Annotated in this window: 13 protein-coding genes and 1 pseudogene; 10 read left to right on the forward strand and 4 right to left on the reverse strand. The window is 45.3% G+C overall.

The genetic code is table 11. The features are described from left to right. Window positions 1-48 precede the first annotated feature (48 nt). Window positions 49-1,506 (reverse strand): glucose-6-phosphate dehydrogenase, encoded by a 1,458-nt coding sequence (gene zwf, locus GJV44_RS03300; RefSeq protein ID WP_226806328.1) that lies wholly within the window; start codon window positions 1,504-1,506, stop codon window positions 49-51. 2,185 nt (window positions 1,507-3,691) lie between these two features. On the opposite strand from zwf, the gene ribD reads away from it, so the two are divergent. From ribD to trmB, 10 genes are all read left to right on the forward strand, one after another. Further along, the gene (ribD, locus tag GJV44_RS03305; protein WP_226806329.1) at window positions 3,692-4,843 is read left to right on the forward strand and encodes a bifunctional diaminohydroxyphosphoribosylaminopyrimidine deaminase/5-amino-6-(5-phosphoribosylamino)uracil reductase RibD; all 1,152 of its coding nucleotides are present in this window, start codon (window positions 3,692-3,694) and stop codon (window positions 4,841-4,843) included. Between the two features lie 14 nt (window positions 4,844-4,857). Beyond that, a complete protein-coding gene (locus GJV44_RS03310) occupies window positions 4,858-5,493 on the forward strand; it encodes a riboflavin synthase (RefSeq protein ID WP_226806330.1) in 636 nt (211 codons plus the stop codon). Between the two features lie 1,113 nt (window positions 5,494-6,606). After that, the gene (gene ribBA, locus GJV44_RS03315; RefSeq protein WP_226806331.1) at window positions 6,607-7,749 is read left to right on the forward strand and encodes a bifunctional 3,4-dihydroxy-2-butanone-4-phosphate synthase/GTP cyclohydrolase II; all 1,143 of its coding nucleotides are present in this window, start codon (window positions 6,607-6,609) and stop codon (window positions 7,747-7,749) included. Between the two features lie 88 nt (window positions 7,750-7,837). Then, window positions 7,838-8,350: a 6,7-dimethyl-8-ribityllumazine synthase gene (gene ribH, locus GJV44_RS03320; RefSeq protein WP_226806332.1), complete on the forward strand. Its 513-nt coding sequence runs from the start codon at window positions 7,838-7,840 to the stop codon at window positions 8,348-8,350. A 2-nt stretch (window positions 8,351-8,352) separates the two neighbouring features. Beyond that, the gene (gene nusB, locus GJV44_RS03325) at window positions 8,353-8,817 is read left to right on the forward strand and encodes a transcription antitermination factor NusB (RefSeq protein WP_226806902.1); all 465 of its coding nucleotides are present in this window, start codon (window positions 8,353-8,355) and stop codon (window positions 8,815-8,817) included. Window positions 8,818-9,989: 1,172 nt separating this feature from the next. After that, window positions 9,990-10,151, forward strand: a complete 162-nt coding sequence (locus tag GJV44_RS03330; protein WP_420885754.1) for a UbiD family decarboxylase domain-containing protein — start codon at window positions 9,990-9,992, stop codon at window positions 10,149-10,151. A gap of 363 nt (window positions 10,152-10,514) precedes the next feature. After that, window positions 10,515-10,817, forward strand: a complete 303-nt coding sequence (locus GJV44_RS04545) for a UbiD family decarboxylase domain-containing protein (RefSeq protein ID WP_276310866.1) — start codon at window positions 10,515-10,517, stop codon at window positions 10,815-10,817. Between the two features lie 7 nt (window positions 10,818-10,824). Beyond that, window positions 10,825-10,983, forward strand: a complete 159-nt coding sequence (locus GJV44_RS04490; protein WP_276310867.1) for a UbiD family decarboxylase domain-containing protein — start codon at window positions 10,825-10,827, stop codon at window positions 10,981-10,983. Window positions 10,984-11,267: 284 nt separating this feature from the next. Continuing rightward, entirely contained in the window at window positions 11,268-11,831 is a 564-nt protein-coding gene (locus tag GJV44_RS03340) for a YggT family protein (RefSeq protein ID WP_226806333.1), read from the forward strand. A 985-nt stretch (window positions 11,832-12,816) separates the two neighbouring features. Next, window positions 12,817-13,599: a tRNA (guanosine(46)-N7)-methyltransferase TrmB gene (gene trmB / locus GJV44_RS03345; RefSeq protein ID WP_226806334.1), complete on the forward strand. Its 783-nt coding sequence runs from the start codon at window positions 12,817-12,819 to the stop codon at window positions 13,597-13,599. Between the two features lie 723 nt (window positions 13,600-14,322). On the opposite strand, the gene waaA is transcribed toward trmB, so the two are convergent. From waaA to GJV44_RS04555, 3 genes and pseudogenes are all read right to left on the reverse strand, one after another. After that, a complete protein-coding gene (waaA, locus tag GJV44_RS03350; protein ID WP_226806335.1) occupies window positions 14,323-15,657 on the reverse strand; it encodes a lipid IV(A) 3-deoxy-D-manno-octulosonic acid transferase in 1,335 nt (444 codons plus the stop codon). Between the two features lie 147 nt (window positions 15,658-15,804). Further along, complete coding sequence (locus GJV44_RS04550; RefSeq protein ID WP_420885741.1) at window positions 15,805-16,110, reverse strand: Kdo hydroxylase family protein; 306 nt, start codon at window positions 16,108-16,110, stop codon at window positions 15,805-15,807. Beyond that, a pseudogene (locus GJV44_RS04555) lies at window positions 16,061-16,285 on the reverse strand (Kdo hydroxylase family protein); the annotation flags it as partial. The pseudogene GJV44_RS04555 and the gene GJV44_RS04550, both read right to left, overlap by 50 nt. Window positions 16,286-16,462 lie beyond the last annotated feature (177 nt).

A 16,462-nucleotide genomic window follows, 5' to 3' on the forward strand; every position in this document is an offset into this window, starting at 1 on the left:
TTTTAGGTGGATCGATCTTCTGCTATTTAAGCAAGCGTAACGCACTGTTTAGTTTTCCTCTTCAAGCCAGTATGTTCCACATTGAGCAAGCATCGCGCTCGCTGCAGCTGGTCCCCACGTTCCTGCAGTATACGGCCTTGGCGACGTACCGGGACGAGCCCATGCACTTAGGATTGGTTCCACCCACTTCCACGCCGCCTCCTGCTCGCCCCGATGCACGAACAATGCTAATCGACTATTGATCACGTCCAATAATAGACGTTGGTATGCCTCCATACGTTCTTCCTTGAAAAACTGGTCAAACGCTAGATCTAGGTGAACGCTTTGTAAATTCATCCCTTCACCAGGTTGTTTAGCTAGACAATACAACCGGATCGATTCGTTGGGCTGCAGCCGGATCACGAGACGATTAGCACCGTTACGCAATGCCGCCGGACCGAGTGCCGAGTGTGGAACAGCCCGGAAATTGATAACAATTTCCGCGACGCGATCAGCAAGCCTCTTGCCGGTGCGAAGGAAAAACGGAACGCCGGCCCAGCGCCAGTTCTCAATCTCAACTTTTAACGCGACGAAGGTTTCAGTTGTGCTAGATGTGCTTACGCCGCGCTCAGTTACATAGGCAGGCACCGTAACACCCTTAACTACACCTCCATAATACTGACCGCGTACCGCGACGCGACTGATGTCGCGAGGATCCACAGGTTTAAGTGCCCGCAGTACACGCAGTTTCTCATCACGTACTGCATCGGCACTCATCGAGTGGGGCGGTTCCATTGCTACGATGGACAGCAGCTGTAAAAGATGGTTCTGTACCATGTCACGCAAAGCACCGGTATTATCGTAAAAGTCACCCCGTCCCTCGACGCCTAACTCTTCAGCAATTGTGATTTGGATACTCTCGACCCACTCTCGGCGCCATAGGGGCTCAAACAGTGCACTACCAAAACGCAGCGCGATCAGATTCTGAACGGGTTCCTTGCCTAAATAATGATCGATACGATAGATATAGCTTTCTTTAAAAATCTCACCGACCGCATTGTTAATTGCATTAGATGACTTGAGGTCGTAGCCAAGTGGCTTCTCTAGTACAATATGCGCATCATCGCTTAAACCTACGGTTGCCAGTGCGCGGCAAATCGGCACAAATAGTGACGGTCCCGTAGCTAGGTAAAACACTAGAATGCCCGGCAGCGGTAAAATCGCATCGCGTAGCAATATATAGTCTTCTGGCTGTCGAAGATCAATCTGAACAAATAAGATTCTCTCGAGAAAGCTGTTCCACGATGCATCGTCACTGACCGGATTCACATGCTGGCGCACGTACGTACACATCCATTGTATATATGCGTCGCGGTCAACAAGGCCACGTGCGACTGCAGCGATCCTACCAGCTGCAGACAGCATTCCGCCGCGGTGCGCCTGATATAGCGCTGGTAGAATCTTGCGCATCGATAGATCGCCGGTGCCGCCAAAAAGAACAAATGTAAAGCCTAGATCAACTTGCATTATATGTTGACAGTAACATAAGAACATAGCTCAAGTAGACTGTTGAGCAAGTAGAACAATCTACTATATCCCGATACAAATATTTTTAAAACCGTGTAGTTACACTTGACTTTAAAGAAAGAAGCATATTCAGCAAAACTGAAACTTATTCATATCCATGGCTTGCAGTGCTATATGCTGATGTCCAGAAATCAAGAAATAGCCCCCCCCTAACACCGTTTTTCATACGGCATTGAAGTCGCCCAAAGACTTGATATCAGATTTTAAAATAAATAGATGATGAAGATCCATGTAATGATTAGTGGTCCCGTACATGACTAGCTTAATTTGTGCCTGCGGCAATAGGTCGCCTGGGCAAGCCTAAGTATAAATGTTTGTGGTCTCTCGAACTCGTTGGTAGGACGAGTTTCTGATGTATGTGAACCACAAACATACAGCATTACATCCAGAATAATGTTCTGGAATAATTTCAGGGTGAGTGTACTGAGTGAGCTTATAAAAGTCTTAAGAATCGACGGCGCGAGACTATTATAGTCTTCATGCATTTTATTCTAACCTAGAGATAGCAAGGGCGCTCGCATATTTCTAAGATGGCGAATATGTCGTTCATCTATCGACTACGTATTCATAATAGCCAAACATACTGAGCGATCTTATTATGGCTAGCTTTTCGTCTGCGACTAGAATTTATAGTACTGCTATTCACAGTATCTAAAGCGGTGTTGTTCGACCCACCCACGAAGAGTGGTATACTGCATGATATCTGGCTTACAACTATTTCTTCGACTCACACAAAGAACAGGCATCACTAGCCGGCATTATGCTGTGCGATAATCCGCTTCCGGGATCGTCCAAAATCGCAAAAGCGTGATCAGCATGTTTTCCTGACACCTACGACATACTTGCTAGCCGAGTAACAATAGCACATCATGCATGCGATAAATGACAATTCACATCGGAAAGTGATGGCAAAAATCGTGTACATTTGATCCCGTCTAGCGCATTTGAATAGATAAGTAGGACGGGCTATCTATCGCACGTCAGTGCAGCGTGATCTTTATACCGAATAGGCATACCACATAATATGTAGATTCACTCTATTTTTAGAAAAACATGCAGGCGAATTACGCACTGAGCATATTTTCATATCGCTTGTATGCAGCAGACTACTTAAGACTATAGATATGAAAATATGTATTGCCCTGTTGTCGCAGGGCATAACGAATAGTGCATGCGATATAAATTTGATCAATCGATATTATGATACCGCCCGATTATAGATATCGAATAGTGCTCTATAAAAAGCATGGAAATTGAGAAATTGACCATAGAATTGGTCGACCTTAAACATAAAGTCGATACGCTAATAGCGCGCAATTCTGCAACAAGCGCATCAATCTAGAGAATTTAGCGCCAACCCAGATGAGTAGCCGGAAATTAAGAGCTAGACATGAAGCTATTATATAAATTTTGATGTATTAAAAGCCTTATTATAATAGGCAACAGTTCACTAACCGTTCTAGTGTAATCAATAGCTGTCATTGCTGTAGCGCAAGATAAATTCGATGTCTAAAAGCCAATTCTCTTCGAACAACTCCAATGCATAATTCCTGCTGACGTTAACTCGCTAGTACAAGATTTCCGCTTAGTTTGGACGGTCATGCTACCACTTATCGAACGAGCGTTACCTCGGGCGAGTATCGAACCTAATCCCTAACTGCTCTCGAAAACGGTGAGCTAGCTCGAGATCATAGTACACCTAGTACTACTGGGCAGTATCTATCCGCCTGGCAGAATGCCAGGCGGAAAACCATGTAAAGTTTCTGCTGGTCTCGAAATTCTGCACCAGATTCACTCGCCCGGAAGCTTCTATGCTTTGCTCATCACATGAGACTGCGTGAAGCGCCAAAATATTGTTTATCGAAGTTCGTTGGAACAGCATGTTCAGCTTGAATTTTGCCTTGCATATATCGCTCCGCCGTAACAAGAGGATACGATATAACATGTTTCACTTTATATCGCGTTTCTCAACGCGATACCTGATGCGAACATGTATTTTGCCCCTTCGGTATACGAGACTAACTTTGTGTCCATCGCGTGCCCGATGGAGTCATTCATTAACGAAACGCTGTGAAACGCTTGCATCGTGTTTGCTGCGTTGAAATACAAAATACCCTTTCATGCTATGATCTCGGATCTTGATCACCGACAGATGCAGCGCGCGCTTTTGCTCGCGAAGCGCGGGTTATACACGACATCGCCGAACCCACGCGTAGGATGCGTCCTTGTCAAGGATAATGCAGTCATTGGCGAAGGCTTCACGCAGCCAGCTGGGCAAGATCATGCGGAAATCTGCGCACTGAAAGACGCCCGTATGCGCGGGTATACTCCTACTGGCTCTACCGCCTATGTGACGCTGGAGCCTTGTAGTCATTTCGGTCGAACATCTCCATGTGCAAATTCGCTGATCGAAGCCGGGATTCATCGAGTAATTGTCGCAATGGAAGATCCAAATCCCCAAGTCAGTGGACGTGGTTTAGCCATGCTGCGCGATGCAGGTGTAGATGTACACTGCGGACTATTTGCGCATGAGGCTCAAGAGCTAAATATTGGCTTCGTGTCACGAATGACGCGCGGCGTTCCATGGGTTCGCCTCAAGATGGCCACGACATTAGACGGTCGCACAGCCTTGCCGGACGGTCAAAGCCAGTGGATTACCTCGTATGCTGCACGCATAGACGGACACGCATGGCGTGCCCGCGCATGCGCGATCCTTACTGGCATTGGCACAGTCCGCGTGGACAATCCGCAGATGACTGTACGCGGAGTGCTTACGCCTCGTCAACCGCTACGTGTTCTGGTAGATAGCCAACTAAATGTTCGCCGGGATGCAAGAATTTTAACCGGTGCGCCATCGCTGATTATCTGCGAGCATGATAATAAAGAATTAATAACGCAGGCACATGCGTTACGCGCGGCGGGCGCTGAAGTAATTGCGTTACCAAACTCGTGCGGCAGGGGGGTAGACCTTCCAGCGGTACTACGACTGCTCGCGACGCGAGGTGTGAACGAATTGCATGTCGAGGCAGGTCACACGCTTAACGGAGCCTTGTTACAAGAAAACTGTGTCGACGAGCTACTCCTCTACATTGCTCCAGCTATCCTCGGAAATACGACCGGCATGTTTAATTTCGAGCCGCCGTCAGCACTAGATCAACGGATGTTGCTACACTATTATTCAATCAAGCGAATCGGTGAGGATCTACGGGTCCTTGCTAGGCTTGCATCGAATACATCTAACAACGTACGGAGAATCAATGATCTGCACTTACAATAAGGGGATCTTTTGGTATGTTTACAGGCATTATCGCAGCGATCGGGCGCATTGAATCGGTCACTCCGCTAGGCGAGTCTAGCGAGAGTGGCGTGCATTTATCGATTGCCACCGGCGCGCTTGATCTATCCGATATAGAATTAGGCGATAGTATCTCGGTGCAAGGCGTATGCTTGACAGTCGTCGATAAGACATCTCGACAGTTCGAGACCCATGTATCTCGAGAAACGCTAAACTGTACTGTTGGACTCGCACAGCTCGGCTGGGTAAACCTCGAAAAAGCGTTGTGTGCGAATCAGCGCTTGGGTGGACACTTAGTGAGCGGACATGTGGATGGGCGCGGTGAAGTTATTCACTTCAATCCAGTAGGTGAATCATATCAATTGTGCATTGTCGTTTCGTCTTCGCTTGCGAAGTACTTCGCGTACAAGGGGTCTGTTACGATTAACGGTGTTAGCCTAACAGTTAATACTGTTCACGATCGAGATGATGCGTGTGAATTTTCGATCAACCTAATCCAACACACGATACAGATGACTACGCTACGGCAACTGCGTATTGGAGAAGCAGTTAATCTCGAAGTGGATATGATTGCACGCTATGTGGGACGGATGCTCAGTGCATCTGAAAATAGTTGTAATTTATTAAGGTAGAGTAGCACTACTCCAGAATAATCTACTAGAATCGTGCTAAATATCAGATTTAGGCGGAAACCAAGCCTCGACAGCTACATTATGCGATATCAGTAAATGTGCAATCAAAATCTCGGTTCTTTATACTTAGAACGACAGAAATACATCGTATGTCATGCCTCATACGAAGCCGACACCAGGCATCTTCAGAGGAAAGACATATAGCCCCCCAGTCGCTGCGACAATGCTATAAAATATAGATTAACAACGTATATGCCTATTACTCAATACTGATAATATTTTAAAAGTTAATACTAGTTGATAGGTTAACGAGCAGAGCTCGTTACTGACTCTAACCATATCTGGTGAGTAATTGCTCACGTGATATTTCCAACCTAGTCAAGCTAGAAAGAGTAGGTCTAGTTTCTTTTTTAAACCACAGAAAACTGACGTTTGTTAGAATTTCCCTGCACTTATAGTACAAGACAGTATTCTGATAGAGATAAATTTCTTTTTATGTCCTACGGAATTAGGTAGGAGCATTTGCTATTAGATTGAGCATCGAAATTATCTTTACACTCAACTGTATTTACGTAGACATTAATGCACTGCGCCAACAGATTCTTTAGGTCAGTAGCTTGTCTCTCTCATTTTGAGGATGAAGCTTACTGATCTAGAATCTGGCTGTGTTCCTCTAGCAAGCTGTCTGAATTAATGAGCAAAGCCGCTGCCAAATGTGCGCTAGCGCAATACGTTAATATGGTTAACTGGCGACTTTATTAGGTTATGAGAGCATTGCTGGGTCGCCACACAACAATGCTGTCGAAAGATCTTTCATCGCGTGGGGCGCTACTCATCATAAAGAGTATGAACAGTTACTGGCGCATACAAATCATCTTCTTGTCGTTCTAACTTAGCACAATGCTAAGTGTGTACACTAACATTGTGAGTATCACGACGTCATCCGTAAATTGCGACAAATTTTTCCCCGATATGCAATATGTATCCCCGGATGCCGAATAAAAGAATGAATTATCACAAAGTTTTGTGCCACCGATATTAATGTACGAACGATATAGAAATCGGCTCTTGACGTAGTGTGACGTAGAATAGCGGTTTTGCTATCGTTCCACCATGACACTCGCTTCCACGCAAGAGATTATTGCCGAACTCAAGGCCGGCCGCACGATCATCATCGTCGATGAAGAAGATCGCGAGAACGAGGGAGATTTGATGCTGGCTGCTGATTTTGTCACGCCGGAAGCGATTAACTTCATGGCCCGCTATGGCCGTGGGCTTATCTGCCTGACGTTAACGCAGGAGCACTGCCGCACATTGAATTTGCCCCTGATGACGCATCGTAATGGCACGCAATATGGCACAGCGTTCACGGTCAGCATTGAGGCTGCTCAAGGCGTGACCACCGGCATCTCCGCTGCCGATCGTGCACGCACGATTCAGGTGACCGTCGCACGCGGAGCGCGTGCTGAGGATATTGTGCAACCCGGACATGTTTTTCCAATCATGGCACAGCCTGGTGGTGTTCTGGTGCGCGCTGGCCATACTGAGGCCGGTTGCGATCTAACGGCGCTAGGTGGGCTCACACCGGCATCGGTAATCTGCGAGATAATTAAGGATGATGGAACAATGGCCCGATGGCCCGACCTCATCAAGTTTGCTGCACAGCACGGGTTAAGGGTTGGTACCATTACGGATCTAATCCAATACCGTAGTCGCACCGAATCGATCATCAAGCGTGTAGCACAGCGTACAATACATACCGCGTACGGACCATTTAATGCGGTGTTATTTCATGATAAGCTGAGCAATGCTCCGCATTTGGCGTTGGTGCGCGGTCAACCATCGCCTGAAGTCGAAACGCCGGTAAGAGTACATGAGTCGCTGTCAGTTCTAGATTTACTCGAAACAAATATCAGCACACACTCCTGGACATTAGATGCGGCGCTACGCGAGATTGCCCAGCGAGAAACTGGCGTTGTTGTTTTGTTAAACGTGCACACATCCGGCGAGCGGCTGCTGGATGTATTCAAGGAATTCAAACGACAAGACGAAGCAGATGAACTTAAGCGCCGTCCGGTTGACTTCAAGTCGTATGGCGTTGGCGCACAAATCTTACATGAGTTGCATATTGGAAAAATGCGGGTTTTGTCAAATCCTCGTAAGATAGGCAGTATTTCAGGCTACGGCCTTGAGGTAACTGGTTTCGAGCCTATGCCAGCAGCTGAACACAGATTCGCGAGCAGAAGACTTCGTTGACACGAATAAATCAGCACACAAGTATCTCTTATTCTAAACATACACTAGCGGCTGATATTTACTTAGCCCGACATATAATGGAATATTTATGGAAATCGGACAATCTCAACCAGATTACAATGGTGACGGACTACGGATCGGTATCGTTCAATCCCGCTTTAACGAGTCAGTCTGCAACGGATTAGTCGATGCGTGCATTGAGGAGCTTGAGAGTCTTGGTGTAGCAGGTAAAGACGTTCTACTCATTACAGTTCCTGGCGCACTTGAGATACCACTCGCGCTGCACAAGCTTGCTGAAAGTAGTCAGTTCGATGCGCTGATCGCACTCGGCGCAGTGATTCGAGGCGAGACACATCACTTCGAACTCGTGTCTAACGCAAGCAGCACGGGTATTAGCCGGATTGCACTAGACCACGGCGTGCCAATCGCCAACGCTGTATTAAGTACAGAGAATGATGAACAGGCACTTGAGCGGATGACCGAGAAAGGCCGCGATGCCGCGCGCGTCGCGGTAGAAATGGCAAATTTATTACCTTCACTCGCTCAACTCAATCCTGATAACGATCAGGAAGCCAAGGCAGCAGACAAGGATCTGGCATGACAATAAGAAGTGCTCGTCACCGCTCGCGCGAATTAGCTACGCAGGGTTTATATCAGTGGATGCTGTCAGGTGCAGCAGTGAGCGAGATCGATGCAGCTATGCGCAACCAACCTAGTTTTAATAGGGCGGACTGCGAACATTTTACAGATCTACTGCATGGTGTCATTCAACAAGCATCAACACTGACTGCAGCGTTGATACAGTTCCTAGATCGCCCCTTTAATCAGTTATCGCCAGTCGAGGGGGTAGTGATACTAATCGCGGCATATGAATTACAAAATCATCCGGAAATTCCATACCGAGTGGTAATAAACGAAGCTGTAGAGCTAGCTAAAACATTTGGTGGCACTGATGGACACAAGTATGTAAATGGTGTTCTCGACAGGCTTTCGGTAACAATGCGCACCGAAGAAGTAAGGGCGCGAGATAAAACGTGCGCGGCCGCCGCCGCTAAGAATTCTCAATAATCGATATTGACTCAATGCCGAACCCGCTATATACCCGCTCTCACTCGCTTTACGTACATATAGAGGATGGGCTGATAATGTGATTTATTTGGCTTAAGTATTAGCAAGTCCGATTATATTAACTCCTGTGACTGCTAGCCACATCTGCCGTCTCGGCATCATTTTTCAATCATATCATCTTCATCCGCCAGCTACCAAACCGGTACAAGCATAAAAATTTTTTAGCGACAAGGCTGGAGTCTGTGGTCTTGCCTGGTAGATATCTTGACGATCGGATACAACAGGGCATCTTATTTATCGATACTAATCGAATGTACTAGAATGTACTGCAGAGATATCACCCACATCAGATTATTAGCGCCGATTCTATAATTAATACCGATGCTATGCGATCTCAAAATATCTTAAATATAGATTAAGTCTTAATTTAATCGCCGTGATTACTAGAAACAGTATCGAGTAACTCTTAATCGCGCAATCGGCATTAAACACTGTCTGTTTTTATAACTTAGCGTATACCTCTATATAACGTGAATGATATTAATCAAGCTGCATGCGCTTCCATTATCAGCCGGTATCATGCGACCCGTCAAACAAAGTTACAAGTCACAGGATTGCAGTTACTAATAGGGATATGTTTTAGTAAGGTTATATAGATCCGAATACTCACGGCCAAAAAAGCAACACTTGAGTTATAAGAAATAATAAATAAATGAGAGAAAAGTATGCGGAACGCCTCTGAGGCGCGCGGGACCCATCTAAAGCAATGCGTCATGCAGCTCTAGCCTAAGCTGGAATATATTCCTTTTTCCGGAATAACTGGCAATATCTATAAAAATCCAGCAAGGTATGCGATGCTCGTGCTTAGCAACCTATTTAGTACAATACGTCACATCGCGCTTGGTATAGGTATCGATGCCGATAACAAACTTTAACATCGCTACGCGACATCGGTCATTTATTGACCTCTCTGAAGAAGACTAAGTTACCGAAAGGCTTTAAGGTTGAAAAACAAGATTTTTTCTGCTGAGGGCCGGTCATATAGGACATATTACCCCGCACGGTCAGCGCATCACCTTACTAAGAAATCGTGACTGAAGATAGTAATATCGACCTGGCACAGCTTCCCATACAAACTTGCTGGTCGAACGACGTAGCGCCGCTAATTACACCTGAGGTCTCATACCGTCACGCAGGGGCTGCACAAGCCACGTCAAAACTTGGGCATCTATCGGCAACAAGTAATTAGACGGAACAAACTAATTATGCGCTGGCTCACCTATCGCGGCGGTGCATTAGATTGTCGCGAATTTGCACTAACTCATCCTATCTAGCCTTATCTAGTTTCTGTCGCGCTCGGTGCCGATCCAGCGACAATTGACAATTCTCAGAGTGCTATCACGCCAGTGCCTAATTTGATGCGCGGTAGCAAAACCGAGTGAACTAATTGCTGGACGCCCGCCCGGGCTAGCACATTTACAAGTGCCAGCTCGGACTAAAATTATCTTAGAAAGATTCGTCTATCTAGATTCTAGATATCAGCGCAGCGCAAGAGATTTCGACACAACTAGGATCTATATCACAACGTACCCATGTAATCGGACTAACTAACTAACTACTACGAACATGCCTTGGAGGGTTTCTATGGGGATTAGACCAGTTATTGCTACGAATAGAAATGGTTTCTAGATTTACTATTGAGCTCATTACAATCCAGTCATTCCCAATTTTCGATTTACCACGCGACATATGCAGGTAAACCGCCAGATGAATCGGCTATCCTTGGCATTAGCAGTGCGCTAAGCAAGATATTCGTACCTCTGTTGCTAAAACAGTTTCTCGAGCTCACCAATTGCTATCTTCTTTCTGAAGGAAGCAGTTACCGTATGGCCGTCATACAGATAAAGAACGGCTATGTTAGCCGCGCTAAATGCGTAATGTTCGGTACCTGGAGTGTTTACGGCAGTATACGTATACGAAGTTCATTAGGTAGACGATGATGTAAATATGCGCAACTGGAAAGATGTGATTTGGGCTCTAACCACACAATTAGATCCAAAGCGCGACATGGTATTAGTCAACAACACACCAATTGACTATCTTAACTTGGCATCACTGGTGTTTAGACTTAACTCTAAGATGGGCATCGACGTAACCAATAAGTAGCCTAGTGTAACCTCTCGAATAGGGGTCGGCCGCTCATAATGAGCGAGTCTGTTAAACATCGAGTCGACGTACTATGAACGGAGATTGGCCTAGGGTAGCGCTGTTTTTATTACTATAATTACAAAGATCTGCTGCTCGCTTCAAGTGCAGATTGGATCAATCTTTTTTATTATCCTACTAAATTATTATCCTACTAAAAACTATATGGTTTATAAGAGATCATATGCTGCGTAGTCACAATTTCCCTACAACTCGTCGGTTGTACCACTTAAAGAGAAAATAAGATGTTCGACGATATTATCCATTTTTTACTCAATATAATTTTTACAGTATTTGGTTCTGCGCTGCTACTGCGGACGTGGCTCACTGTAATTCAACTTACGCCGTACAACCCGTTATCACAGGCTATCTTCCGAGCAACTAATTGGTTAGTGACGCCGTTGCACCGAATCATTCCAGCTGCCCGTGGCATTGACTGGATAAGTCTATTTGCCGCCTGGCTTGCTGCAATTATATTCATAAGCCTGATGGTAGCTATCTCTGGCGGTAACCCAGCCTTACTGTTTCCTGCTGGATTTATTATCGCGCTGTTAACAACAGTCAAGTGGGCGTTAAATCTAACGATCTGGCTGACGTTAATCTTAGCACTGCTTGCGGTGGTTAACCCACGATCCCCAGCGATAGCAATCTTGCTGCAATTAACTGCACCACTTCTAAATCCACTGCGCCGTGCGATACCAACTCTCAGCGAAATCGACCTCTCGCCGTTAGTTCTGCTTATAATTGTTGAGTTATTATTAATGCTTATTACACGAATTACCGTATCAATAACAATGTTTAAGATCTAAGCTCGGGAGAGGGATAGCTACGCTATTGGTTCTCGCGTAGAACTAGACTACGGGACGGATTCCGTTGAATTTCGTATGACATTTTTTGTTGAAATTAAACTCAGCACACTGGTTGTTAACCAGATTAAATGGCTCTACTACAGTCAAGAAAAAGTATGGTTTCCTAAAGCCCTCACAAGTATCATCATCTCCCTTAAACGAGTGTGATTATGCAAGACCTAATTCAGCCCTCTATCATGTCGGATTGATCTGATAAGTCATCGTCCTCCTCATATTAATTTCTCCCTAAATATGCACTTACTGCAACCTAAATCGCGCACTGCTTTTTCTGCCTAGCGATTTTTCTTACTAGTTACGCAGTAGACTAATCGAAATCTTATCTTTCGAATTTCTGTTGAAAATAACGCTAGTCTGAATAAATTTCTCTAAATTATAAAGATAAAATCTGGCCATGATATAGAATCACTTCAAAAAAATTTGTGCACAACGAATACAGCTAGTCGTTATAAACTGAATAAAAATTTTTAAAAAATAGATTTTTTAGATATGAATCTGAATCTATTCTTCAAGAATCTTGTCTCCTACTTAATATCTAAAACACGCTGATTTCTTATCTCTTAAATGGATATATAATATTTTGACGAAGCCGCTTCCGAAATCCTTTTTTATTGCAGTATTAGATCTTTTGTCTAACCCAAGGTAGCCATTGGGTAAAAATGGAGGCTGGTGGGAAAATAAGAAATAGTATTGCGTTGTACTTAACTGGCATAAGCTCAGTGCTCTACTAGCACGCATTGCTGTTAAAAAGCAATAAAAATATCTATCTGCTAGACGAGATACTCGAACCAAGATATATTAATTTTAATTATCTTAATTGGTTAAAAACTGTGTAATATTTATTCATCAAACAAAAACATTTTCCTTCTTATCCGAATTCCAACTCCATGTACCGGCCAAGAAGAATAGAATGCGAGGAAGTTGAGAGATGACTCATAGAGTTTTAAATTATCCCGACGATAATACTCCGAACGCCCAAAAAAGAAGATGCGGCGTCGGGCGTGCTACTAATGTAATCTTGACTCTACAGCATATCCCGAGCTTCGTAACTCGAGCAAGGCGTTTATCTACAGCCCAGAAACAAGCGTTAGACGAACTAAGTCCTCAATTCAAACTGCCTTATACCGGCGTCCCGATCGACTGGGAGGCAATCTTTAGGCGCAATGCGCCTCGCCTGCTTGAAATTGGCTTTGGTATGGGAGCGACAACTGCTGATATTGCCGAACAGCGCCCAATGGAAGATTTTCTCGGCATCGAGGTTTACGAGCCGGGTGTAGGAGCGCTATTAAGATCTATTCGGGAAAGACGATTAAGTAATATCCGTATTATTCAGCACGACGCTGTCGAGGTAATCAAGTATATGCTCGATAAAGATACCGTGGATGGTGTACACGTCTTTTTTCCTGACCCATGGCCTAAGAAACGGCACCATAAGCGCCGACTAATTCAGCCGTTATTCATCAAACTGCTCGCGTCGCGACTCCGTGCTGGCGGATATTTGCATCTGGCAACAGACTGGCAAAACTACGCGGAGCAGATGCTGAACGTACTACTTGCAGAGCCAGAACTCGTTAATCAAACAGACGAGATAAGTGGTTATATGCTACGTCCTAATTGCCGTCCGGTGACAAAATTCGAACAACGTGGACTAGAGCTTGGTCACAGCGTATGGGATCTTGTATTCACGAGGCGAATTAAAAATAGTGGTTAGTATCTAAACATATCTCTCACCGGATAGCGAAAAACTAGCATTAAGTAGTCTATAGCTAATCTGCTACGATCAAAAATGCAGATATATCCCTACAAATTCAGTAACGGATGTAATCTAGCTAAATATCTAGAACCATATCTGTATTCAAAGAATTGCACACTCTAAACCTGCTAGAAGAAAACGTTCACGGATTACAAGCTAAATAATCCGTTTATATGCTACAACAGCAGAGTCATAGTCATTCTTAGGTTATCTAAAGATAGTTTTTAGACGAAAAATTTGTTTTAACGGTATTCTTTTATATAAAGAAAAAGTTTAATCACTTTTTATATTAATGTTGTGCATGATACCGCTATCAGTTCGATCTGACCTCGAACTACCTTCTATTTTTACGGCACAGGTCTATTCTTTTGCCTCCAGTTAATTTAGTACCGCGGTTATAAAAATTTTCTTGGTAGAGATGATAGCGAAAATCGCCTACGGATTAATATCTAATGGGCAGAATCTGTAAACAGTGCGTTGATATCACATAATATACGTATTTTTAATACTAACCTATTTTTCTAGACTGAAGATGTTTAGTGCATGCTCTATTGTCTTGCTAATACATAAGAAATATCTTCCTTAGCACGATAGCGTATAAGTTTCAGAAAATGCGAGGCGACCGATTTTTAATAATCAATCTAAAGACGTAAGGCAATTCAGCGCAGGAAATATATTTCTTTAAGAAGAATCGCTTATTCGCTGCCGTGGGGCGGGTAGCAGCGCCTCCAACTCATCGAGCGTGCGACGGGTTGCACCACGGTGGCGCGCCGCAAAGGCAGCCCCGGCAGCGCCCATCGTCACACGATACACTCGATTGGTGAGTACCGTGTGCACAGCCTGCGCTAACGTAGCTGGATCTCGCACACGTAGCGCAGCGCCGGCCGTGATCGCGTCAAAGCACACCTGCTCAAAATTAAACGTATGTGGTCCGATTACAACTGGAACGCCGATAGCACATGCCTCAATTAGATTTTGACCACCGATCGGTAGCAAGCTTCCGCCGATGAAGGCTACATCTGCCGCGACATAGTAGGCGCTCATTTCACCCATTGAATCGCCGAGTAGTACTTGCACATCGTCTGGCAGCGGATCGATAGCGACTGGCCTGGATGCGCTCGCCTGCATCGATGTTTTAGGCCACTGTGAGCGGCGTGCTAGCTTAAGTCCAGTGCACTTAACCAGCTCTGCAACCGCATCAAAACGCTGGGGATGTCGAGGCACGAGCACTAACAGTGCATCAGCAATATGGAGCTGGCGGTATGCGTCTAACACCAGCGCTTCTTCGCCCTCGTGCGTACTACCTGCTACCCATACGGGACGCTGACCAATTGCCGCGTGCCAGGCGCGGCCTTGATCGCTCAACTCAGCCGCTCTAACAATATCGAACTTCAGATTTCCGAGTACCACCACGTCATGCGCGCCGAGCGCACTTAGACGCTGCGCGTCAGCCGCACTCTGCGCCAGAACACGCGAAAAACCACCGAATACATGGCGCACCACCGAGCTAAAGCGCGCTGCGCGCTGATATGAGCGCTCCGACATTCGTGCATTTGTTAGCACTAGCGGAATACCCGCGTAGCGACATTCATCGATCAGCGTTGGCCAGACTTCAGTTTCCAGTACGATGCCTAGGGTTGGACGCCATGCGCGAAGAAATCGCCGCACTGGGCCACACATATCATATGGTAAATAACAGCGCAACACACGCGCGCCGAATAGTTTTTCGCTCATCATCCGACCAGCCAGCGTCATATGCGTGATTAGTATCTGCGCGTCTGGATGTTCCTCGAGCATTGCTAGAATCAGTGGCTCAGCAGCACGCGTCTCGCCAAGGGAAACCGCATGAATCCAAATCAGCGGAGCTTTGTTCCGCGCTGCATAGCTCGCTGTATAGCCAAATCGTTCAACGATGTGCTCGATATAGCCGCGTTCATGCCGTGATCGAACTAACAGACGTGCCACAGCCAGCGGCGCTGCAATATACCAGAGTGTGCGATATAAAATCCTTAACATCAATTGTTAGCTAACAGGTTAGTTGATTGGGTAACCAACAGGATGTGCTAAGACACCTTGGGGTACACTGTGGATTTTCTATTAAGCAAATAGGCACAACACGGTCTGCTCAAATATGAATTGGCTAGAAATCACAGCACGCGAAGTCTAGCTTGAACAGCATACCCAGACGCTACCCAGTAAAAATAGCATTATTTGCTGTAATGCGTTGTGCAGGTCATCTAGGTCTACTTTAATCGCTCCGTACAGATGTAACATCAGATGGTCGTATTCGCTGCACTGCGCTTGAGTCACGTTTAGCGTTTTCAGAAGACATATAAAGTGTCTGGATATAAGGCAAGAGAACCGGTGTGCAACCTCCTGAAAAAGCTCGTTCATCCTTACTGTACAGGTTAAATATTGTGAATATGCATAGAATTCGCTCATCATAATTTGCTCGAAAGGGCAGCACATCTACATGCAACCGACTAGCGTATTTATGCCATAATAGCTTATACGTTTCGGCACAATGCAAGCACATCCTGGTAGGCGCGATGCAGAGCTTATTCTTATATATTAGGAACCATCCTTTAACTAATTCACGTGTATAGAGTTGATAATGCGCCGTCAACGAATGTATAGCTAACAACTCTGCATAGAGGCATCGCTTAAGAGGCCATATAACCCCTGCTATCCCGCTTCCAGCTGCATTCTTTTGGTTAGATTAGCGATCACTAAATCTAAAGGGACTTATTCGCTTTTTACTAAACAAGAAAAGAGTAGAAAATATAACATGAGCCGAACGCTGCTCCGGATAACAGTATCT

The organism is Candidatus Vallotiella adelgis (genome assembly GCF_020541305.1).
Classification (GTDB): domain Bacteria; phylum Pseudomonadota; class Gammaproteobacteria; order Burkholderiales; family Burkholderiaceae; genus Mycetohabitans; species Mycetohabitans adelgis.